Origin of the sequence: Streptomyces sp. NBC_00440 (assembly GCF_036014215.1) — a bacterium.
Taxonomy (GTDB): Bacteria; Actinomycetota; Actinomycetes; order Streptomycetales; family Streptomycetaceae; genus Streptomyces.
Window position 1 is genome coordinate 5,069,268 of record NZ_CP107921.1, and the last position, 19,474, is coordinate 5,088,741.

General features: G+C 69.9%; 21 protein-coding genes and 1 pseudogene. 7 read left to right on the forward strand and 15 right to left on the reverse strand.

All coding sequences use genetic code 11. From position 1 onward, the window contains the following. The first annotated feature begins 124 nt into the window (after positions 1-124). Complete coding sequence (locus OHB13_RS22895) at positions 125-1,678, forward strand: ABC transporter substrate-binding protein (protein WP_328378326.1); 1,554 nt, start codon at positions 125-127, stop codon at positions 1,676-1,678. Positions 1,679-1,744: 66 nt separating this feature from the next. Here OHB13_RS22895 and OHB13_RS22900 read toward each other — a convergent pair whose 3' ends face one another. From OHB13_RS22900 to OHB13_RS22935, 8 genes are all read right to left on the reverse strand, one after another. Further along, the gene (locus OHB13_RS22900; RefSeq protein WP_405945315.1) at positions 1,745-2,491 is read right to left on the reverse strand and encodes a TetR/AcrR family transcriptional regulator; all 747 of its coding nucleotides are present in this window, start codon (positions 2,489-2,491) and stop codon (positions 1,745-1,747) included. Continuing rightward, positions 2,461-2,853 (reverse strand): thiol-disulfide oxidoreductase DCC family protein, encoded by a 393-nt coding sequence (locus OHB13_RS22905; RefSeq protein WP_328378328.1) that lies wholly within the window; start codon positions 2,851-2,853, stop codon positions 2,461-2,463. The genes OHB13_RS22900 and OHB13_RS22905 overlap by 31 nt, the downstream gene beginning before the upstream one ends. Before the next feature lie 6 nt (positions 2,854-2,859). Further along, entirely contained in the window at positions 2,860-3,267 is a 408-nt protein-coding gene (locus tag OHB13_RS22910; protein ID WP_266854072.1) for a hypothetical protein, read from the reverse strand. Positions 3,268-3,445: 178 nt separating this feature from the next. Beyond that, positions 3,446-4,222 (reverse strand): succinate dehydrogenase iron-sulfur subunit, encoded by a 777-nt coding sequence (locus tag OHB13_RS22915; RefSeq protein WP_164258566.1) that lies wholly within the window; start codon positions 4,220-4,222, stop codon positions 3,446-3,448. Next, the gene (gene sdhA / locus OHB13_RS22920; RefSeq protein ID WP_266854068.1) at positions 4,222-5,976 is read right to left on the reverse strand and encodes a succinate dehydrogenase flavoprotein subunit; all 1,755 of its coding nucleotides are present in this window, start codon (positions 5,974-5,976) and stop codon (positions 4,222-4,224) included. The genes OHB13_RS22915 and sdhA overlap by 1 nt, the downstream gene beginning before the upstream one ends. Positions 5,977-6,002: 26 nt before the next feature. Continuing rightward, on the reverse strand, positions 6,003-6,479 hold the full coding sequence (locus tag OHB13_RS22925) for a succinate dehydrogenase hydrophobic membrane anchor subunit (protein WP_266854066.1): 477 nt from the start codon (positions 6,477-6,479) through the stop codon (positions 6,003-6,005). 7 nt (positions 6,480-6,486) lie between these two features. Next, on the reverse strand, positions 6,487-6,867 hold the full coding sequence (sdhC, locus tag OHB13_RS22930; protein ID WP_164258559.1) for a succinate dehydrogenase, cytochrome b556 subunit: 381 nt from the start codon (positions 6,865-6,867) through the stop codon (positions 6,487-6,489). 168 nt (positions 6,868-7,035) lie between these two features. After that, positions 7,036-7,602, reverse strand: coding sequence for a 2-oxo-4-hydroxy-4-carboxy-5-ureidoimidazoline decarboxylase (locus tag OHB13_RS22935; protein ID WP_401603628.1), 567 nt, complete (start codon positions 7,600-7,602; stop codon positions 7,036-7,038). A gap of 232 nt (positions 7,603-7,834) precedes the next feature. On the opposite strand from OHB13_RS22935, the gene OHB13_RS22940 reads away from it, so the two are divergent. The 3 genes from OHB13_RS22940 to OHB13_RS22950 all read left to right on the forward strand — a co-directional run bounded on the left by OHB13_RS22940 (position 7,835) and on the right by OHB13_RS22950 (position 10,826). Further along, the gene (locus OHB13_RS22940) at positions 7,835-9,433 is read left to right on the forward strand and encodes a beta-N-acetylhexosaminidase (protein WP_328378330.1); all 1,599 of its coding nucleotides are present in this window, start codon (positions 7,835-7,837) and stop codon (positions 9,431-9,433) included. A 257-nt stretch (positions 9,434-9,690) separates the two neighbouring features. Then, positions 9,691-10,338, forward strand: a complete 648-nt coding sequence (locus OHB13_RS22945) for a hypothetical protein (protein ID WP_328378331.1) — start codon at positions 9,691-9,693, stop codon at positions 10,336-10,338. 233 nt (positions 10,339-10,571) lie between these two features. Continuing rightward, positions 10,572-10,826 carry a hypothetical protein gene (locus tag OHB13_RS22950; RefSeq protein WP_266854057.1) on the forward strand — a complete coding sequence of 85 codons (255 nt, stop codon included), beginning with the start codon at positions 10,572-10,574 and terminating at the stop codon, positions 10,824-10,826. Positions 10,827-10,886: 60 nt separating this feature from the next. Here OHB13_RS22950 and OHB13_RS22955 read toward each other — a convergent pair whose 3' ends face one another. After that, positions 10,887-11,123, reverse strand: a complete 237-nt coding sequence (locus OHB13_RS22955; RefSeq protein ID WP_328378332.1) for a hypothetical protein — start codon at positions 11,121-11,123, stop codon at positions 10,887-10,889. Positions 11,124-11,130: 7 nt separating this feature from the next. Beyond that, a complete protein-coding gene (locus tag OHB13_RS22960; RefSeq protein ID WP_266854053.1) occupies positions 11,131-11,823 on the reverse strand; it encodes a TNT domain-containing protein in 693 nt (230 codons plus the stop codon). A gap of 428 nt (positions 11,824-12,251) precedes the next feature. On the opposite strand from OHB13_RS22960, the gene OHB13_RS22965 reads away from it, so the two are divergent. Then, complete coding sequence (locus tag OHB13_RS22965) at positions 12,252-12,725, forward strand: lamin tail domain-containing protein (protein ID WP_401603290.1); 474 nt, start codon at positions 12,252-12,254, stop codon at positions 12,723-12,725. Positions 12,726-12,868: 143 nt separating this feature from the next. On the opposite strand, the gene OHB13_RS22970 is transcribed toward OHB13_RS22965, so the two are convergent. The 4 genes from OHB13_RS22970 to OHB13_RS22985 all read right to left on the reverse strand — a co-directional run bounded on the left by OHB13_RS22970 (position 12,869) and on the right by OHB13_RS22985 (position 16,533). Then, complete coding sequence (locus tag OHB13_RS22970; RefSeq protein ID WP_328378333.1) at positions 12,869-13,633, reverse strand: YcnI family copper-binding membrane protein; 765 nt, start codon at positions 13,631-13,633, stop codon at positions 12,869-12,871. A 27-nt stretch (positions 13,634-13,660) separates the two neighbouring features. Further along, positions 13,661-15,277, reverse strand: coding sequence for a beta-propeller fold lactonase family protein (locus tag OHB13_RS22975; RefSeq protein WP_328378334.1), 1,617 nt, complete (start codon positions 15,275-15,277; stop codon positions 13,661-13,663). A 105-nt stretch (positions 15,278-15,382) separates the two neighbouring features. Next, on the reverse strand, positions 15,383-16,051 hold the full coding sequence (locus OHB13_RS22980; RefSeq protein WP_328378335.1) for a hypothetical protein: 669 nt from the start codon (positions 16,049-16,051) through the stop codon (positions 15,383-15,385). Further along, positions 16,036-16,533, reverse strand: coding sequence for a sigma-70 family RNA polymerase sigma factor (locus OHB13_RS22985; protein WP_266854043.1), 498 nt, complete (start codon positions 16,531-16,533; stop codon positions 16,036-16,038). The genes OHB13_RS22980 and OHB13_RS22985 overlap by 16 nt, the downstream gene beginning before the upstream one ends. Before the next feature lie 419 nt (positions 16,534-16,952). Between OHB13_RS22985 and OHB13_RS22990 the strand changes: the two genes are divergently transcribed. Continuing rightward, positions 16,953-17,846 (forward strand): dihydrodipicolinate synthase family protein, encoded by an 894-nt coding sequence (locus tag OHB13_RS22990; protein WP_328378336.1) that lies wholly within the window; start codon positions 16,953-16,955, stop codon positions 17,844-17,846. A gap of 77 nt (positions 17,847-17,923) precedes the next feature. Here the strand turns inward: OHB13_RS22990 and OHB13_RS22995 are convergent. Beyond that, positions 17,924-18,759: pseudogene (locus OHB13_RS22995) on the reverse strand (EamA family transporter). A 118-nt stretch (positions 18,760-18,877) separates the two neighbouring features. On the opposite strand from OHB13_RS22995, the gene OHB13_RS23000 reads away from it, so the two are divergent. Next, positions 18,878-19,462, forward strand: a complete 585-nt coding sequence (locus OHB13_RS23000; RefSeq protein ID WP_328378337.1) for a helix-turn-helix domain-containing protein — start codon at positions 18,878-18,880, stop codon at positions 19,460-19,462. Positions 19,463-19,474: the final 12 nt, after the last annotated feature.

Below are 19,474 nucleotides of genomic sequence, written 5' to 3' on the forward strand. Positions count from 1 at the left end.
CAACTTGGCCCACGTGAAGATTTTCTCTTCCACTTGTGAATGTCGTGTGGTTGGGTTGGCGCCGACTTGGGTCTGACGCGCGCCGGTCCGCGCGTCCACAGGGTGGGTTGAGGGGAACAGCACAATGCGTTCGATCCGCATGCGGATTCTGGTCATATGCGTCGTTCTGGTGTGTGCCGGTGTCGGTGCCTGGCAGCTGCTGTCGGACGGCGGCGGGAAGAAGAAGCCGATCGTCATCGGAACCACCGACGTCGTCTCCTCCCTGGACCCGGCCCAGGCGTACGACGCCGGTTCGTGGGCCCTCTACAGCTCGCTCTACCAGTCGCTGATGTCGTTCAACGTCGGTTCCTCCACCCCGGTCCCCGATGCGGCGAGCAGCTGTGAATTCACCGATGACGCGCTGCGTACCTTCAGCTGCACCATGCGTGACGACCTGACGTTCTCGAACGGCCACAAGGTCACGGCGGAGGACGCGGCGTTCTCCTTCAACCGCGTCCTGCGCATGAAGGGGAACGGCCCCGCGCCGCTGTACCCCACGCTCAAGAACGTCGACGCGTCGGGCAACAAGGTCGTCTTCCACCTCAAGTCCCGCGACGCCACCTTCGCCTCGAAGATCGCGACGGGCGGCGGTGCCATCGTCGACCACACCGCGTACCCGGCGAACAAGGGGCGCAAGGGCAGTACGGTCGTGGGCTCCGGGCCGTACGTGCTGAAGTCCTACAGGAGCGGCGTCAGCGCCCTCCTGGAACCGAACCCGAAGTACAAGGGCGTCATCAAGAAGACCGGCGTACCGATCGAGATCCGCTACTTCAAGCAGCCCGCCCAGCTCGACGCCGCCTGGAAGCGCAAGGACATCGACGTCGCGCACCGGGTGATGACCCCCGCGACGCTGGCGACGCTCTCGCCCAGTGACCCCGACGCGCAGGTCACCGAGTCGACCGGCAGCGAGGTCCGCAACCTGGTCTTCAACGTCCGCAAGAACTCCGCGCTCGCGGACACCAGGGTGCGGCGGGCCGCGGCCGATCTGGTCGACCGCGCCCAGCTGTCCGAGAAGGTCTACAACGGCACGGTCGAACCGCTCTACTCGCTGATCCCGCAGGGGTTCACCGGTCACAACACCGCGTTCTTCGACGCCTACCCGAAGGTCGATGTGGCGGCGGCCAGGCAGCTGCTCCAGCTGGCCGGTGTGCAGACCCCGGTGACCTTCACCTACGCGTACTCCAGCACGAACGTCACCGACGACGAGGCCCGGACGCTGAAGACGCAGCTGGAGAAGGGCGGCCTCTTCAAGGTGAAGCTCAAGGGAATGACGGACTGGACGAAGTTCCAGGACGACTACCGGCTCGGCAAGTTCGACGCGTACGCCGTCGGCTGGATCGCGGACTACCCGGACGCCGACAACTACGCGCAGCCGCTGGTCGGCACCGGCAACAGCCTCTACAACGGCTACAGCAGCAAGGACGTCGACCGGCTGATCGGCCGCACCCAGCAGTACACCGACCGGGGCAGGACCGCCGACGACTTCAAGGCGCTGCAGGACGACGTCGCGCAGGACGTGCCGCTGATCCCGCTCTGGCAGCGCAAGGACTACGTACTGACCAGCGACGACGTCTCGGGCGGGCAGTACCTGTCCGACGGGACGGGCGTCTGGCGGATCTGGGAACTCGGCTGGCTGTAGCGGGCCTGCGGGACTGCATAGCGGGCCTGCGGGGCCGCGCGGCGGGGGAGCGGGTGGCCCCGCCGGTCAGGACCGTTTGCGGGCCGTCGCCGTTTCGGCCATGCCCGGCAGGAAGTCCGTGAACAGCTCGTGCACCTCGTGGACCAGCGGGCGCAGCGCCTTGAAGCGGGCCAGCGCGATGCCCCTGGTGGTGAGCCGGGCCCCGCGCCCGGCGAGCCGCCTGCTGCGTTCCCGCTCGGGCGACCGGTCGAAGACCCAGTACAGGACCAGTCCCATCTGGGACAGCCACATCAACTCCGGGAGTACGTCGGCCAGTTCGCCGGGGATCTTGGCCTTGGCGCCCGCCAGCACCTCACGGTGGATCGAGATGGCCGTCTCGCGTGCGGACTCCGACTCCACCGAGAAGGGGCTGAGCGGGCTCTCGGGGTCGGCCGCGTTCTTGAAAAACTGTGCGGCGAACTCGTGGTAGGGCGCCGCGACATCGAGCCAGGCCGTCAGCACCCCCGCGAGCCGCTTCTCCAGATCGGTCTCGTGGTCGAGCACGTGGCGCACCGCCGCCCGGTGCTCCGCGCCGATGCGGTCGTAGAACCCCTGGATCAGGTGTTCCTTGCCGGCGAAGTAGTAGTACGCGTTCCCGACGGAGACACCGGCCTCCCGGGCGATGACCCGCATCGTCGTCTTGTCGTAACCGCGCTCCTGGAAGAGCCGGAGCGCGGTTTCGAGGATGAGCGTCCGGGTCTGCTCGCTCTTGGCAGGCTTCACATCAGTCACGGTGCCTGAGCCTAACCGGGGACCGCGCACCGCTCGCCGCAGGGCGGCGCTGTGACGTCGCGGTACTTGGCCGCCGTGAGCATCGCGGCCCTGACGAAGGGCGCGCCCGCCGGGGTGGCCAGCCAGTACGCCTTGGGCCGGTGGGCGGCGAGCGCCCACAGGCAGACGATCCAGGCGGCCGGTCCCCGGTAGATCTGGCCCTGGTCGCCGATCACGGTGATCTCCTCCAGGGTGCTTCCGTGGTCGAGGCCGGGGAACCGCTCCACGGCCGCGGCGGACGCGGCCGGTACCAGGTCGAGCGGTACGAGCTGGCGTTGCCCGAGCAGCCAGTGGCGCAGATGGACGCAGAGCGGGCACTGGGCGTCGTACAGCACGGTCAGTCTCCTGACGGCGGTGTCGCTCATCGCGGTTCAGGCCCCGGCAGTCGGCGCGACCCAGCCCTGCGGCGGGACCGGCGGAGTCTGCTCGCGCTCCATGATGCCGCGCCGGCGGAACTTGTTGAGTGCGTAGACGTTGCCGAGGTGCATCGCGCCGAGGACGAGCAGGACGACGCCGAGCTTCGTCGACAGCGCCTCGAAGATCCCCCTGGCGTCGGTGACGGTGCTGCCGTCCTGGAGATACAGGGCCACAAAGCCCAGGTTGACCAGGTAGAACCCCACCACCAGCAGGTGGTTGACGGCCTCGGCGAGCTTCTCGTTCCCCTTGAGTACATCGGCGAGGAAGACCCGCCCGTGGTGGCTGAGCGTCCGGGCCACCCAGACGGTCAGCGCGACGCTGATGACCAGGTAGATGACGTACGCGACAACTGTGAGGTCCATGCCCCACCCTCCTTTGAACGCGTTCAAAAGCTGATGTCATGGACTCTAGACCTTCTTTTGAACATGTTCAATACGGTTGCCCGGGCGCGGATGCACCCGGAAATGCACGAGGGCCCCGCCGCCCGGAAACCGGGAGAACGGGGCCCTCGTGAAGTGGCCTGAAAGGGTGGCCGAAAGGTCAGAAGCGGCGGGTGATGAGTGCGCGCTTCACTTCCTGGATCGCCTTCGTGACCTCGATACCGCGCGGGCAGGCGTCCGTGCAGTTGAACGTGGTGCGGCAACGCCACACGCCGTCCTTGTCGTTGAGGATCTCCAGGCGCTGCTCGCCGCCCTCGTCACGCGAGTCGAAGATGAAGCGGTGCGCGTTGACGATCGCGGCCGGGCCGAAGTACTGGCCGTCGTTCCAGAACACCGGGCAGGACGACGTGCACGCGGCGCACAGGATGCACTTCGTGGTGTCGTCGAACCGCTCGCGGTCCTCGGCGGACTGCAGACGCTCGCGCGTCGGCTCGTTGCCGCTGGTGATGAGGAAGGGCATCACGTCGCGGTACGCCTGGAAGAACGGGTCCATGTCGACCACGAGGTCCTTGAGGACCGTGAGGCCCTTGATGGCCTCGATCAGGATCGGCTTCTCAGGGTTGATGTCCTTGATCAGCGTCTTGCAGGCGAGCCTGTTCTTGCCGTTGATCCGCATCGCGTCCGAACCGCAGACCCCGTGTGCGCACGAGCGGCGGAAGGTCAGCGTGCCGTCGAGCTCCCACTTGATCTTGTGGAGGGCGTCGAGCACACGCTCCTTCGGGTCGATCTCGACCGCGAAGTCCTGCCACTGCGCCTCGTCCGAGATCTCCGGGTTGAACCGGCGGATCCGGAAGGTGGCCGTGATGAACGGGGTGTCGGCGAAGCCGGCCTCCGGCTTGCCGGCCGCTTCGGCTTTGTCCATGGTCGGGGTAGCCATCAGTACTTACGCTCCATCGGCTGGTAGCGGGTCTGGACGACCGGCTTGTAGTCGAGCCGGATCGACTCGGAGCCGTCGTCGCCCACCTCGCGGTACGCCATGGTGTGGCGCATGAAGTTGACGTCGTCGCGGTTCGGGAAGTCCTCGCGGTAGTGACCGCCGCGGGACTCCTTGCGCGCCAGGGCGGACGTCGCCATGACCTCGGCGAGGTCCAGCAGGTTGCCCAGCTCGATCGCTTCGAGGAGGTCGGTGTTGAAGCGGCGGCCCTTGTCCTGGACCGACACGTTCAGATAGCGCTCGCGCAGCTCGGCGATCTTCTCGACGGCCGTCTTGATCGTCTGCTCGGTGCGGAACACCATCACATTGGCGTCCATGCACTCCTGGAGCTCCGTGCGCAGCACGGAGACCCGCTCGGTGCCTGTGGCGTCACGCAACCGCTCGACCTGGGCCTCGACCTGCGCCGCAGGGTTCTCGGGAAGCTCGGCGTAGCCGTTCTTCGCCGCGTACTCGGCGGCCGCGATGCCCGACCTGCGCCCGAAGACGTTGATGTCGAGCAGCGAGTTGGTGCCCAGGCGGTTGGCGCCGTGCACCGAGACGCACGCGACCTCGCCGGCCGCGTACAGGCCGGGCACGACCGTGGTGTTGTCCGCGAGGACCTCACCCTGGACGTTGGTCGGGATGCCGCCCATGGCGTAGTGCGCGGTGGGCTGGATCGGGATCGGGTCCGTGTACGGCTCGATGCCCAGGTACGTACGCGCGAACTCCGTGATGTCCGGGAGCTTGGCGTCCAGCTGCTCCGGCGGGAGGTGCGTCAGGTCGAGGTACACGTGGTCACCGGCGGGTCCGCAGCCGCGGCCCTCCCGGATCTCCGTGTAGATGGAGCGGGAGACGACGTCACGGGACGCGAGGTCCTTCATGACCGGCGCGTACTTCTCCATGAAGCGCTCGCCGTCCTTGTTGCGGAGGATGCCGCCCTCACCACGGGCGCCCTCCGTCAGCAGGATGCCCATGCGCCAGATGCCCGTCGGGTGGAACTGGAAGAACTCCATGTCCTCCAGGGGCAGACCGCGGCGGTAGCAGGCGGCCTGGCCGTCACCGGTCAGGGTGTGTGCGTTCGAGGTGACCTTGAAGAACTTGCCGGTGCCGCCGGACGCGTAGATCACGGACTTCGACTGGAAGACGTGGATCTCGCCGGTCGCCAGCTCGTAGGCCACGACGCCCGCGGAGGTCTTGACGCCGTCCACCTCGACCAGCAGCTGGTCCAGGACGTAGAACTCGTTGAAGAACTCCACACCCTCCTTGACGCAGTTCTGGTAGAGGGTCTGGAGGATCATGTGGCCGGTGCGGTCCGCGGCGTAGCACGCACGGCGGACCGGGGCCTCACCGTGGTTGCGCGAGTGGCCGCCGAAGCGGCGCTGGTCGATCTCCCCGGCGGGCGTCCGGTTGAACGGCAGGCCCATCTTCTCCAGGTCGAGGACCGCGTCGATGGCCTCCTTCGCCAGGATCTCGGCGGCGTCCTGGTCGACCAGGTAGTCGCCGCCCTTGATCGTGTCGAAGGTGTGCCACTCCCAGTTGTCCTCCTCGACGTTGGCGAGGGCCGCGGCCATGCCGCCCTGGGCAGCGCCGGTGTGGGAGCGGGTCGGGTAGAGCTTCGTCAGCACGGCGGTGCGGCTGCGCTTCGTCGACTCGATGGCCGCGCGCATACCGGCCCCGCCGGCGCCGACGATGACGGTGTCGTACTTGTGGATCTTCATGATGAAAGCGCCTCGGTCCCGGGCTTCTAGGAGATGTTCGGGTCGAAGGTGAAGATCACCAGCGTGCCCAGCAGGATGGTGAACACCGTGGCGGTGTACAGCAGGCCCTTGAGCCACAGGCGCGTGCCGACGCGCTCCGCGTAGTCATTGATGACGGTACGGAGGCCGTTGGCGCCGTGAAGCATCGCCAGCCAGAGCATGGTGAGGTCCCAGCCCTGCCAGAACGGCGAGGCCCAGCGGCCCGCCACGAAGGCGAAGCCGATCTTGGTCACACCGCCGTCGAGCACCAGCTGGATCAGCAGGTGGCCGAGGACCAGGACGACCAGGACGATCCCGGACAGGCGCATGAAGAGCCAGGCGTACATCTCGAAGTTGCCGCGTGTGGTCTTCGGCGTCTTCCTGGTGCGCTGGCGCGGGGCCTCGATGAGCGGCGCGGGGTGATCGGCGTCGAAGAGGGAGACGCCCTCGACGGGGCCGACAGCGGCGGAGGTCTCAGCAGACATTCAGTCCTCAGCTCCCGAACAGTTCGCGTGCGGCGTGGCCGAGTACGGGGTAGATCGCCCCGATCATCAGCAGGACCCAGATGCCCACGACCGACCACAGCATCTGCTTCTGGTGGCGCGGGCCCTTGGACCAGAAGTCCACGGCGATGATGCGCAGGCCGTTCAGAGCGTGGAAGAGGATCGCTGCGACGAGGCCGTACTCAAGGACGCCCACGATCGGCGTCTTGTAAGTAGCGATGACCTTGTCGTAGTCCTCGGGGGAGATACGGACGAGAGCAGTGTCCAGGACGTGTACGAACAGGAAGAAGAAAATGAGGACGCCGGTGACTCGATGAGCCACCCAGGACCACATACCTTCCCGGCCGCGGTACAGCGTTCCAGCCGGCACGGAAAAACCCTCCGGGAGCGGGGGACGGGGGTCATGCCGCCAGCTTCTCTCGCTGAGAGGAGCTGTGTCGGTCTGGCCCGGCCGGGTACGGTCCACCGGCCCTGGCCATCGTAGCGACGACTTGTCGGTTCCTTCGCGCGGGGGGTTCCGGTGTGATCAAACAGGCAATCAAACAGCCACGGACGGGCTACCGGCGTGGCCCGTATCCGCCACAAGACGGGTGATTCGCCCCCGGGCGAGTCGGCGCAGCTCGTCGGCGGCGACCGCCCGCTCCTCGTCGGGCTCGTGCGAGAGCCGGGAACGGATGCTCGCCAGCACCTGGTCGAGGTGCTCGGACGGGCGGAAGGCGTCGAGGCAGATCACGAAGGGGTGGCCGAAGCGGCTCTCGTACGCGGCGTGCGCGGCGCTCAGCGCGGTGTGGGCGGCCCGCGGGGCCCGGCCGTGGAGCGGCCCGGACGCCGGTTCGCCCGCCAGGGCCTGGCAGAGCTCGGCCGGGGACAGGTCGTAACTCGCCTCGTCACATGCGGCGAGCAGCGCCGTCAGATCGGGGTAGGGGCGGTGTGCGGCCAGCCGCCGGGCCCAGCGGGGGCTGCCGCAGCAGCCGAGCAGTGCGCTCTCGGCGCTGCCGGCGGGTGCAGAGTTGAACCGGTGGAGGCCGGACGGGCCACGGTTCTGCGCCGGTATGGCTGGGCGTGCCGGGCCGTCCGTTCTGTGGTGAAGTGACGGCGGTCGCATCGGAGGGCCGGCGTGGGACTCGCTGGACAGCGTGGGCTCCTCGAACACGACAGGAGGGTCGGATGACGGCGGTGAATGAGCCGCAACGCTATCGATGCGGGGAGTTAAGTGTCCGACGGATGCGCGATTTTCACCCGGAAGGGAGAGTTTCAAGGCGCGTGATGGACGAATTGGCCGGCATTTCACCCTCGCTTTCACCCTCGCCCAGCCGTGCACGGGAGGTTTCGGACTGATGAAAAGACTCAACGCACCGGTTCTTGCCGTGGGCCTGACCGCCACGGTTGCCGCCGTCGCGCTCGCCGTCACGGTCTGGCCGGACGACGACACGTACGGCGGAAGCGGCCCCGCGGGCCGCGGCTCGGCGGTGACCGCCCCCTCGTCCGACCCGTCGGCGACGAACTACCCGCTCTCGGCGGCGCCCCGTGCCATCCCCGCGGTACGCGAACACGGCCCGGCGCGCGGTCCCGGCTGGCGCCCGGAGAAGGGCTCCCGGGTCCTGGTGGACAAGGGGTGCAAGGGCCTCACCGACGAGGGCAAGCTCCTCTCGCACGAACTGAAGATCGGCTACGCGTACGGCGGCACGGCCCGCGCGGGCGACATCGAGCTCGCGCTGAAGCCGGACAAGAAGGCCCCGCGCGAGTCGTACACCCTCAGCGCCCGCGACAGCCGGGTCACGATCACCGGTCCCGACGAGGCCGGGGTGTTCTACGGCACCCGGACCCTCAAGCAGTCCGTGCGGGCCGACGGGAAGGTGCCCGAGGGCGTCGTGCACGACGAGCCGGCCAGCGCGCAGCGGCGGTTCAACCTGGACATCGCACGCAAACCGTTCGACGCCGCCTGGATCGAGGACCGGCTGCACGAGATGGCCGACCTCAAGCTGAACCAGCTGGGGCTGCACTTCTCGGACGACCAGGGCTTCCGGATCGAGTCCACGTCGCACCCCGAGGTGGTCTCTCCCGACCACCTCACCATCGCGCAGGTCCACCGGATCGTCTCGCTCGCCTCCAGCCTGCACATCACTGTCGTCCCGGAGATCGACTCGCCCGGACACCTGGGCGCGGTCATCAAGGCGCACCCGGACCTCCAGCTGAAGACGGCCGACGGCACCCCCGTCAAGGGCGCGGTCGACGTGTCCAACCCGAAGGCGGCGCAGATCGTCGACTCGCTGCTGCGCGAGTACATGAAGCTCTTCCCCGGCCCGTACTGGAACGTCGGCGGTGACGAGTACCAGGCGCTGACGGTGAAGAACCCGGAAGCGTCCTTCCCGCAGCTGGCCGCCCTGGCCCGGAAGAAGTACGGCGCGAAGGGCACCGTCCAGGACCTGGCGGTGGCCTGGCTGAACGACCGGGCCGCGGTCATCACCAAGGCGGGCAGGACGCCGCAGGCGTGGAACGACGGGTTCTTCCGCGGCGGGGTGGCCAAGCCCGACAAGAACATCCAGGTGGAGTACTGGACGGGCAAGGAGTTCGGGGTCCGGCCGCCCGAGGAGTATCTGGCCGCGGGGCAGCGGGTGGTGAACCTCAACGACGAGTACCTGTACTACGTGCTCGGCCAGCCCAACAACTTCACCTATCCCACCGGCAAGCGCATCTACGAGCAGTGGACCCCGCTGGTGGTGCGCGGCACCAAGGCGGTCCCTGCTAAGTACGCGCACCTCATCGACGGCGGCGGGTTCGCGGTCTGGGGCGACTTCCCGAACGCCCAGACCCCGGCGCAGGTCGCCGCGGGCATCCGGATGCCGCTGGCGGCGACGGCCCAGAAGCTCTGGGACCCGGGCAAGCCGAAGCTGACGTGGACACAGTTCCAGTCGCTGGCGGCGAAGCTGGACTGACCGCCTCGTGACTGCGGCCCCCGGGACCCGTCCCGGGGGCCGCAGCCGTGTCCGTACGCGGTGTCCGGCGGCCCGGGTGCGCTCCCCCTAACGGATGCATCGGCCCGGCCCCCGGGCGTTCGGCAGACGCGCAGGTCAGAGCTGCTTTGGGCGACCGGTCGCGGGTTACGCCAAGTGACTCAGCGATTGCGCGCCGTATTCAAGCGTTTGCACGGTGGCGGTGAGTACTTCCCGCACTTCCGAAAGGAACGCTTTCCATGCGCATGTCCCCGAAGGCCGGCCTCCTCGTCTCGTCCGCCGTCTGCGGCGCCCTCACCCTCGGCATAGCGGGCCCGGCGGCTTACGCGGCGGTCGGCGACGCCCCCGCGGCACGCCCCGCGAGCGCCCCGGCCGTCCCGGTGCCGGGTGCCGACAAGCTCGCGAGTCAGGCGAAGCTGCTGGGCGACGCCGGCGGTGTCCTGAAGCCGGTGACGGACCTGGTCAACGCCGTACTGAAGGCCCCCGACGGCAAGCTTCCCGCCGCGGACGCCACCAAGCTGGCCGACCCCGTCAAGGCCGCCCTGGCGAAGGTCACGGAAGCCGCGCCTGCGGCGCCCGCGGCCCCCGGCATCCCCGGCGGTGCGACCGGGGTGTCCGGCGCGCCCGCCGCACCCGACCCGGGCGCCGCGCTCAAGGCGAAGGCGGCGGCCGACCTCCAGGCCAAGGTCGACGCCCTCGTCAAGGCGGTCACCACCGGCAAGCCCACCGAGGTCGCGGCGGCGGTCCAGGCCGTACTCACCGCCCAGGTGAACGTCCTGGTCGCCATCCTGCTCGGCGGCGGTCTCCCGGCCGCGAACCTGCCGGGCCTCCCGGCGCTTCCGACGGTGCCGGGCGTCGCCCAGCTGCCGGCCACGCCGGGCGCCTGACCGGCCCGTGCCCACTTGAGTGAGCGGACCGAGCCCGCATGTGAGAGGCCCGCGGGCGCCCTGCGAGGGCGCCCGCGGGCGCCTCTCCATGCCGGTGCGTCCGGTCCGGTGCGTCCGAGCCGGTGCGTCCGGTCCGGTCGCGGAGTGCGGATACGGGGTGGAGGCGGGGCGGGTCCGGGGCGAGTTCGGCCCCTCCGCGCGCGGCGCCGCCCGGCGGGCCGTAGCGTCCAGGGATGGACTTCAACATCACCGCGCAGGAAGAGGCGCTGCTCCTCCGGATCCGCGAGCATCTGCACGCGGGCAGCACCCCCCGCGAGGACGACCTCGCGGCCGAGCTCGGCGACGAGGTGCGGGGGCAGGTGCGCAGCCTGGGTGCGCGTGGGTGGCTCGTCGTACGGCCCGCGCCGGACGGCACGGTCTACGTCGAGGGTTTGTCGTCCCTCGCGGAGTCGGCCCTGTCGAACCGGCGGGACGTGGGCGACCAGTAGCCGTTGCCGCCGGTGGCCGCGGCCCCGACTGCCTTTGCCTGCCGGTGATTCCGGTCGGCGTCAGACGAGCAGCCGCAGCAGGTGCGCGCAGGCGTCCGGCTCCGTCTCGTGCCGGCCGATGACCTCGGACAGGCCGCGTTCGTACGCACCGGTCTCCCACGCCGTGCCGTCCTCGGTCCGCTTCATATACAGGAAGTCGGTGGGCGCGGGGGACGGTTCATGGACCCCCTCGATCCGGTAGTAGCCGTCGGGTACCCCGGCGTCGCGCAGCGCGGCACGCAGTTCGTGGCGGTCCATGGGTGTGCTACTCGCCGGCTCGGGCGGCCTGAGCGAGGTAGTGGTGGTCGAGCAGCCACTTCACGTTCAGCCGTTGGCCCTCACCCGGGCTCAGGAATACCGGATCGAGCTTGATCTGCTGCCCGTTGCCCGGCTGCTCGAACCACGGCGCGATGCCGCCCTGCCACACCCAGAACGGCTTGGCCACCCGGTAGACGTGATAGTCGCAGGGCACCGCGGCGTCACGGGTGTTGAGGCTCTGCGGGGGCAGCGCGCGCTTGGCGTACGAGTCGCCGGCGGGCGCCAGGTAGGAGCCGTACTCGGAGCCGAAGCGGTCCAGGCGCTCGCCGGTGCGCAGCTTCTCGGGCTCCTTGTCCACCCGCCCGTTGACCTCCTTGAACCCGTCGTTCGGCGGGTACTTCCAACTGCCCGAATCCGCGGGCCCCTCCCAGTACTTCTTCAGGAAGTCCCCGGACGACAGCTTCCCGGTCCGGTGGTAGCCCTTGAGCAGCGGGCCCACCGGCTTCTCGTGCTTCGAGGGGAGCCACTGCGGCCCGAGCCTGGCGTCGCCCTGGAACTCCCCCGAGCAGGGGGCGTGCTGCGGCTCGGAGGCCGCTGACCGGTCCGGGTGCTGCTGCGGATCGGCGCTCGCGGCTGCGGGTGCCGCCGCGGTCGCCGCGGTGACGGTCAGCGCTGCGAGAACGGTGCGAATTCGGTTCACTCAAGGTCCCCTTGTGTCCTGAAACCCGACTGGGCTTTATCACGCACAGTAGCGGACCAGTCACCATCTGCGGGTCCGGATGGCGGAGTTGCCCGCTGTGCGGCAGTCGGGTGCTGGGGTGGTCGTGGAGCTGGTCCGGGCTCACCTTCCGGGGTACGGGAGGGAATCCGTTCAGGTGTCCGGTCAGGGGAAGGGCCGCCGCGCGGGCCGGTGTCCGTGGGGAGCGCGTTACCTGTCGAGGTGCGCGGGGGCGTATGCGCCGGATGATCTGACGGTGTGTGTTTTGTCCGGTTTTGGCAAAGTGGTGAAGGTTATCCGGACATCGGAACCCGCTCGGTTCAGAGTGTGGTGGTCCGGCACAGAGCCGGAAGTTCATCTGCACCATGCGTGGGCCGACCGGTGCACGCATGCCCTGATCTGGGGGTTCCATGTCGTCTTTGTCTTCAGGTTCCCGTCTCGCCGCAGCTGTACTGGCCTCCGGGGCCCTGCTGGCCGCCGCCTTCCCGGCAGCGGCCGCCGACCACCACCACCCCGCCTCGCGCCCTGAGCGCTCGGCCGTGGTGGTGGGCGCCGTCCACCACATCGACAGCCACGGCCGCGGGCACCACCGCGGCAACCGGGTGGACGCGGAGTGGATCACCGTCACCAACAACTCCCGCAGGCCCGTGGAGCTGCGCGGCTGGACGCTGAGTGACGCTCAGCACCACTCGTACCGCTTCCACGCGCTGCGGCTCGGCGCACACAAGTCGGTCAAGGTCCACACCGGCCATGGCCGTGACACCTGGAACGACGTCTACCAGAACCGGCGCGCGCCGATCTGGGACCGCGTCGACACCGCGACCCTGCGCGACGCGCGCGGCCACGTGGTGGACGTCGAGCGTCTGGGGCACCGTCACCACTGACGGCTGAGGTGACATCAGGTGCGCCGCGAGTGGGCCCGCTCGCGGCGCACTGCTGTGTCGTGTGCCCATTCGTGCAGCGCGCCGCCGGGCAGCTGATGCGACACCGGGGCCGAGCTCCGGGTTCTCGCTCATCGCCGGTGAACTCAGGAGGCCACGCGGCCGCGGTTCTTGTTCCTGCGGTGGCGTGCGGTCGCCAGAGCGGTACCGCCCGACAGCGCCAGCAGAGCGGCGGCCACCGCAGAGGGCACCCAGCCGGAACTGGAACCGGAGCCGCTCGTGGTGGCGGCGGTGGTGACCGACGGCGCGGCCGGGCTCGCGGAGGCGGTCGGTGAAGGTGCCGCGGGCGCGGCGCCGGCCTTCGGAGCGGCCCCCGTGCCGCCGTCCGGTGCCCGGGATGCGGCGGTGGGATCGAGGACCAGCAGCGGGATGGGGAACGGCGGCTCCGTGCTGCCGGTCTGCCGCTGGTCCCAGTTGACGACGGAGCCGTCGGAGTAGGTCTGCACGGTACTGAAGCCCAGCGTGGGCCGATCATCGGGAAGGGGGCCGACATTGATGCCGAAGTACTGGTGTTCGTCGGGCTTGATGTCGTGCCCGGCCATGGCGGTCCAGGTCAGCGACACCGAGCCGTCGGACGCCGGAGCGGCGGTCTGCTCCTGCCAGCCCTCGACCGGTAGCACCGAGGCGAGGTGGACGCCGGCCGGCAGCCTGACCTGAAGGCGGACGGTCGTGGCATCGGCCTCCTCGCTGGGGACCCGGAACTCCAGCTTCGCGGCACCCCCCGGTTCGGCGTCCTGCGAGATGACCCGGACGTGCGCGGAGGCCGGAGCGGCCAGGAGGAACACCGCCCCGACCGCACCGGCAGCGGCGAGAGCGAGAGGTGCGGAGCGGCGTCCGGTGCGGTGGGGCATGGTGAACTCCTCAGGTGGGCCGGGCTGTCAGCAGCAGTCGCAGTACAGGAGGTCGGTGGCGGTGACGGCACCGTTGGCGCTGCCGCTGTGCATCCGGTTGAGCTGGAAGGACGTGGCCTTGGCGACTCCGGCGTTCTTCACGGCCAGCGAGATGCTCCGGCCGTCGAAGGCGCTGAACGCCAGCACCATGGGGGCGTTGCCGTTCGCGTCGGTGCTGAACGACACGACCGCGGCCTTTCGGCTGTCCGCCCCTGCCGAGAACGCCTGGTAGGTCGTCTTCGGCTTCAGGCCCCGCGCCTGGAGCTGGATCATGTCGAGCCCGTTGACCGGGCGGACCGTGGCCTCCAGGGCGCGGCCCTTGACCGGGTCGAGTGTCTCGCCCGCGGTGCCGTCCGGGAGGGTGGTCGGCACGTTGCGTGCCTGCTCGTCCAGTCCCTGGCTGCCGAGGTTGGCGGCTGAACCGGCCGGCGCTGCCAGCGGTGCGTAGACGACGGCCTGCGGTTCCTGGCCGATCGGGATGGTGCCGGTCACCTTGTTGGTCGCGGTGTCGATGACGTCCACCTTGTCGGACTTCTCCAGGCCGACGTAGAGACGGCTGCCGTCACCGCTGGGCCAGATGCCGTGCGGGGCATGGCCGTTGTCGTGGATCACGGTGGCGGGGGCGGTGGTCGCGTCCGGGACGCCGCTGTCCGTACGGCGGAAGGACAGCGTCTCGTCCAGGCCGCCGACGGTGAGGTAGACGAACTTGCCCCGGGGCGTGTCCGCGAACTGCGGGTGGTTGGAGTCCGGGCCGGTGGTCAGCACCGATGTGACCTTGTCATGCGTCAGATCGATGACGCTGACCTTTCCGACCCGCTTGTGGACCGCCCACAGTTCCTTGCCGTCGGGCGAGATCGCCTCGTCGGAGGAGAAGGCGTCGCCGAGTCCGGTGATGTGGTCCACCGGGCGGTGCGTGGCGACCTTGACGACGGTGACTTCGGCGAGGCTGATGTGGTTGACATAGGCCAGCTTTCCGTCCGGGCTCATCACCACCTTGGACGGCCCCGCACCCACCGGGATGTTGGCGAGCACTCCGCCGTGCACGGCGTCGACGACGGTGACGGTGTCGCGGCCGCGGTCGGCGACCCAGAACTGTTTGCCGTCTGCGGTGAAGCTGCCCTCGTGCGACGCCCGGCCCACATCGGTGTGGTTGACGACCTTGTTGGTCGCCGTGTCGACGATGTCCACCGTGTTGCTCGTGATGCTGACGACCGCCAGCCGCTTGGTGACGGGCGAGAAGGCCAGTCCGTGCACGTCGACGTCGCCGGTGTACTGCGGGCTGAGACCGGCCCCGAGCCGCTGGTCGCCGAGGGCGATCGTGCCGAGCGTTCTGTTGGCCGACGGGTCGATCACACTGACGGTGTTGGACGTCTGGTCCGCGGTGTAGACCCGGTCCTTGCCGGACACCGGGATCGGCTTCGGGGCGCTGTGGCCGGCCCCGCCGCCGTAGCGGGCCGCCGCCCGGGCGGCGCCGGGACTCGCGGCGGCCGGCCGGGGGTCGACGTGGCCCGAGTGCGCGTCGGCCACGGACGCGGCGGCGATGCCGAAGCCCCCCAGCCCCAGGGTGGCCGCGAGGAGCCACCCGGCCCATTGTTTTGACAGCATGAGGAATGCTCCATATCCATGGAAAAGGGACGTCTTCGCGGTTTCGCGGACGTCGCGGTTCGCCCGGTGGCGCGGATGCGCCGACCGGTGAAGAGGTCTTACGGCTCAGGCAGTTGTGGGGGGCGGCCCGGTCGTGGACACGCGGCCGACCACGCGGCCGTGGGTGTCCTCCACGATGACCTCCTTGATCGCCTCGCGGCTCAGCGCGGTCATCACCTGGGCGTGCACCGGCTCGCCGGTCATCGTCCGCACGCTGCCGCCCGGGACGCGGAGTCCCGTGAAGTCCGCCGCCATCAGGCGGTACGTCTCCCCGCGCCGCAGCCCGTTCAGCGCCACCGGCACCTCGGTGCCCCAGGGCTGACTGATCATCCGGCCCTGACGTGCGATCGAGACGGTGCCCGGTGAGCCCTGGCCCCGGTCATGGAGAGCGAAGGGGGCGGCGAGTGCGGCGGCGGTCAGCAGCGCGACGCTCGCGCCCTGGACGAGGCGCCGACGCAGGCCCCGGCGGCTGCCGGCGGTGCGCGGAGGGGGCATGTCCACCGCTCGGACCGGTGGCACCTGTGGTGTGGCCCGAGGTCTCCCGGTGCGGTGTACACCGTTCTCGGCTCGTGCCAGTGTTCTGACCACATCGCCGATTTCGGCGGCCTCGTGGGCGCAGGCGGTGCAGCCGGTCAGATGACCCCAGACCTCCGCGGGCAGACGCATCCCGAGCATCAGGTGTTCGGTCATCACGGGGCGGATTGCCGCACAGTCCGGATTCATGGCGCCAGCCATCCGTTCTCCTCCAGCACCAGGCGCAGCGCGCGTACGCCGTAATACAGCCGACTGCGGACCGTGGAAGCCGAGATGCCCCACTCCGCGGCGAGTTCGGCGCAGGTACGGCCGCCGTAGTAGACACTGACCACGGTCTGCCGGTGTTCGGCGCTCAGCCGGTTCAGCGCCTCGTCCAACTGGATGTGTTCCAGCAGGACTTCGACCGGGTCATGGCGCGCCGGTTCCTCGGCCAGCGCTTCCCGGAAGTCCACCCCGACCGCGTCCCGGACGCCGCGCCGGCGCATGGCGTCGATCGCGCCGTTGCGGGCTATCGAGAACAGCCAGGTACGCAGACTGCCACGGCGGGGATCGAATCCGCCGGATGATTTCCAGGCCCGGATGAACGTCTCCTGGACGACGTCCTCGGCCAGCTGCCGGTCCCGCAGCGCGTTGTACACATAGCCGAACAGCTCTCCCCCGTACAGCTCGTAGGCACGCTGCACGCCACTGTCGGTGGCGAAGGGGTTCGCATCCCGGTGTGCGCCTCTGTTCTGCCGGCGGCGCACCCATTGCAGCGCGCTAGCCACCAGTGCGTCCGGGTGTGTCCGCGTGGCCGCACAGCGGCATCTCGGTCCTCGTCTCAGTGGGCGTCACACAAGGGGATACGCGCTTGCTCCGCCGAGTGTTGAAGACCGGGCCCAGAAGATCGCAGGGGTGCGTCGGCCCGCTCGAAGGCGCCGTCGACCACGGCGATTCCGTACTCACCCAATTCCGTACTCACTCCCGAGGGGCGGGGCCGCTCACGGCACAATGATGATCTGCATCTCCCACGCGGGCCTGCCCACGTCTCGTCCTCGTCCTCCGACCCGACCTCGACCTCTGATACGGCATCACACATTTCCCCGTCCCCGAGGAGACAGCCATGTTCCGCGGCCTCAGCGCCTTCCCCCTCACGCCGACCACCGAGAGCGGCATCGGCGAGCACGCGTTCGGCACCCTCGTCGCCCGCCTCGCCGCCGCCGGAGTCGGCTCCATCGGCGCCCTCGGCTCCACCGGCGGCTACGCCTACCTCACCCGCGAGCAGCGCGCCCGTGTGGCGACCCTCGCGGTCGGGGCCGCCGACGGCGTCCCGGTCATGGTCGGCATCGGCGCCCTGCGGACCTCGCACGTTCTCGCGCTCGCCGAGGACGCCCAGAAGGCGGGCGCGTCCGCGGTCCTGCTCGCCCCGATGACGTACCAGGCCCTCACGGATGACGAGGTGTTCGGCCTGTACGAGGACGTCACCCGCGAGCTCTCGGTGCCGCTCTGCGTGTACGACAACCCCGGCACCACCCACGTCAAGTTCACCGATGAACTCCACGCCCGCGTCGCGCAGTTGCCGAATGTCGCCGCCATCAAGATCCCCCCGGTCCCCGACGACCCGACTGCCGCGAAGCTGCGCGTCGAAGCGTTGCGGGCGCTGGTCCCGGCGACGGTCACGATCGGTGTCAGCGGCGACTGGACGGCGGCCACCGGACTGAACGCCGGATGCGACGTGTGGTACTCGGTCGTCGGCGGCCTGTTCCCCGCGACGGCCCTCGCCCTCACCCGCGCCGCGCAGGCCGGCGACGCCGCCCGGGCCACCGCCATGTCGCAGCGGATGGAGCCGCTGTGGCAGCTGCTGCGCAGGTATGGCGGCCTGCGCGTCATGTCCGCCGCCGCCGAACACCTCGGCCTGGTCGACGGCCCCAATCTCCCGCGCCCCCTGCGCGGACTGACGCCACAGGCGCGCCAGGAACTCGCAGCGGTCATGACGTCACTGGGGCTCACCGACTGACGGCGTGTCTGGGCGGGTCCGCGCCGCGCCGGCGCTGCGGGAATCTGCGCTGATCGGTTTCGTCGCCCCGGGGGCGCTCAGGTGAGGGCGAGGAGGCTGACGGCGACGGCGGCGGTGCCCAGGCCGATGAGCTGGCCGCGGTGGAGGCGCTCGGAGAGCACGCTGCGGGCGAGCAGGACGGTTCCGGCCGGGTAGAGGGCGGTGATCACGGCGACGACGGTGAGGTCTCCGCTGCGCGCGGCGAGCAGGAACAGCAGGTTCGCCAGCGAGTCCAGCACGCCGGCAGTGACCGACATGGCGTAGGCGGGCTTCTCGGGCCGAGCCTGCGGTGCATGACCCCGGCCGCGGCCAGGGTGACGGCCGAGGAGACCGCCCTGCCGATGATCAGCGGGGCGACCCCGCTGTCCGACGGCGCCTGGTGCAGGAAGATCAGCTGCAGGGCGATGGCGCCCCCCGCGCCGAAGGCCAGGAGCAGCGCCGTCCGGGAGGGGCGGGAGGAGCCCGCGCCCTGTCCGGCGCTGACCAGCACCACCGCCGCCAGCGCGAGCGGCAGTCCGAGCAGGCCGGCCATTCCCAGCCGCTCGCCCTGCAACAGCCCCACCGTGACCGGCAGCGCGGCGGACACCAGCGCGGTCACTGGCGAGAGAACGTTCATCGGGCCGATGGCCAGGGTCCTGTAGAGCAGGGCGAAGGCCGCGGCCGAGGCCACACCGGACGCGGCGCCCCAGCCGAGAGCGGCCGGGCTGAACGAGGCACCCAGGACGGGCCACAGAAGCAGTTCGACCGCGAGACTGGCCGGTGCCGCGACCATGATGGTGCGCAGCACGTGCGCCTTCCGGGCGCCCAGGCCGCCGAGGAAGTCGGCGCATCCGTAGGCCAGAGAGCTGCCCAGGGCCAGCAGCAGAGCTATCACGGGTCGATCCCCTCTGTTACGATGGAACGACTGAACGGTACAGCGAAACGACCGCCTCGGGCCAATCAACCGACCGGGTGGTGCATTCCGCTGGTACGTCATGGGGGTTGGTGATCAGGTGGCCGAGACAGAGGCGGCGCTGCGCACACTCGCGCACAACGTCCGGGCTGCCCGCACCCGCGCGGGTCTGTCCCTGGATGAGCTCGGCCGTCGCGCCAAGGTCAGCAAGGGAGCCCTGGTCGGACTTGAGAAGGCCCAGGGCAACCCGAACTTCGCCACCCTGATCCGGCTGGCCGACACGCTCGGCGTCTCGGTTTCCGCCTTGCTGGAAGGGCCGGCCGAAGGGCGTGTCCGGGTGGTCTCGGCCGATGCCGTGATGCCGCTGTGGGCGGGCGAGCAGGGCGGTGAGGCCCGGCTCATGCTCACGACATCGGGTCCCGCACCGGTCGAGGTGTGGCGCTGGCGCCTGCAGCCCGGCGAGGAGTACCCCAGCCACCCCCACCAGGCCGGGGTCGTGGAGACCGTCAGTGTCACCGCCGGGCGGATGATGCTGGTCGTCGACGGAGCGGAGCACCCGGTCGAGGCCGGGCAGACCGCCACCTTCGACGGCGACGCCCCGCACGCCTACCGGGGATCAGGCGATGCCACCTGCCACCTGATCATGACCGTCCACCTGCCGCCCGGTCCCGCCGCCACTGCCTGAACCGGGCACTCC

What these genes read in the sequence shown, in the direction of transcription:
- OHB13_RS22895 (WP_328378326.1), top strand. Translation starts at nt 125, where the DNA reads ATGCGTTCGATCCGCATGCGGATTCTGGTCATATGCGTCGTTCTGGTG.
- OHB13_RS22905 (WP_328378328.1), bottom strand. Translation starts at nt 2,853, where the DNA reads ATGAGCGACACCGCCGTCAGGAGACTGACCGTGCTGTACGACGCCCAG.
- OHB13_RS22910 (WP_266854072.1), bottom strand. Translation starts at nt 3,267, where the DNA reads ATGGACCTCACAGTTGTCGCGTACGTCATCTACCTGGTCATCAGCGTC.
- OHB13_RS22915 (WP_164258566.1), bottom strand. Translation starts at nt 4,222, where the DNA reads ATGGCTACCCCGACCATGGACAAAGCCGAAGCGGCCGGCAAGCCGGAG.
- sdhA (WP_266854068.1), bottom strand. Translation starts at nt 5,976, where the DNA reads ATGAAGATCCACAAGTACGACACCGTCATCGTCGGCGCCGGCGGGGCC.
- OHB13_RS22925 (WP_266854066.1), bottom strand. Translation starts at nt 6,479, where the DNA reads ATGTCTGCTGAGACCTCCGCCGCTGTCGGCCCCGTCGAGGGCGTCTCC.
- OHB13_RS22935 (WP_401603628.1), bottom strand. Translation starts at nt 7,602, where the DNA reads ATGCGACCGCCGTCACTTCACCACAGAACGGACGGCCCGGCACGCCCA.
- OHB13_RS22940 (WP_328378330.1), top strand. Translation starts at nt 7,835, where the DNA reads ATGAAAAGACTCAACGCACCGGTTCTTGCCGTGGGCCTGACCGCCACG.
- OHB13_RS22945 (WP_328378331.1), top strand. Translation starts at nt 9,691, where the DNA reads ATGCGCATGTCCCCGAAGGCCGGCCTCCTCGTCTCGTCCGCCGTCTGC.
- OHB13_RS22950 (WP_266854057.1), top strand. Translation starts at nt 10,572, where the DNA reads ATGGACTTCAACATCACCGCGCAGGAAGAGGCGCTGCTCCTCCGGATC.
- OHB13_RS22955 (WP_328378332.1), bottom strand. Translation starts at nt 11,123, where the DNA reads ATGGACCGCCACGAACTGCGTGCCGCGCTGCGCGACGCCGGGGTACCC.
- OHB13_RS22965 (WP_401603290.1), top strand. Translation starts at nt 12,252, where the DNA reads ATGTCGTCTTTGTCTTCAGGTTCCCGTCTCGCCGCAGCTGTACTGGCC.
- OHB13_RS22970 (WP_328378333.1), bottom strand. Translation starts at nt 13,633, where the DNA reads ATGCCCCACCGCACCGGACGCCGCTCCGCACCTCTCGCTCTCGCCGCT.
- OHB13_RS22975 (WP_328378334.1), bottom strand. Translation starts at nt 15,277, where the DNA reads ATGCTGTCAAAACAATGGGCCGGGTGGCTCCTCGCGGCCACCCTGGGG.
- OHB13_RS22980 (WP_328378335.1), bottom strand. Translation starts at nt 16,051, where the DNA reads ATGGCTGGCGCCATGAATCCGGACTGTGCGGCAATCCGCCCCGTGATG.
- OHB13_RS22990 (WP_328378336.1), top strand. Translation starts at nt 16,953, where the DNA reads ATGTTCCGCGGCCTCAGCGCCTTCCCCCTCACGCCGACCACCGAGAGC.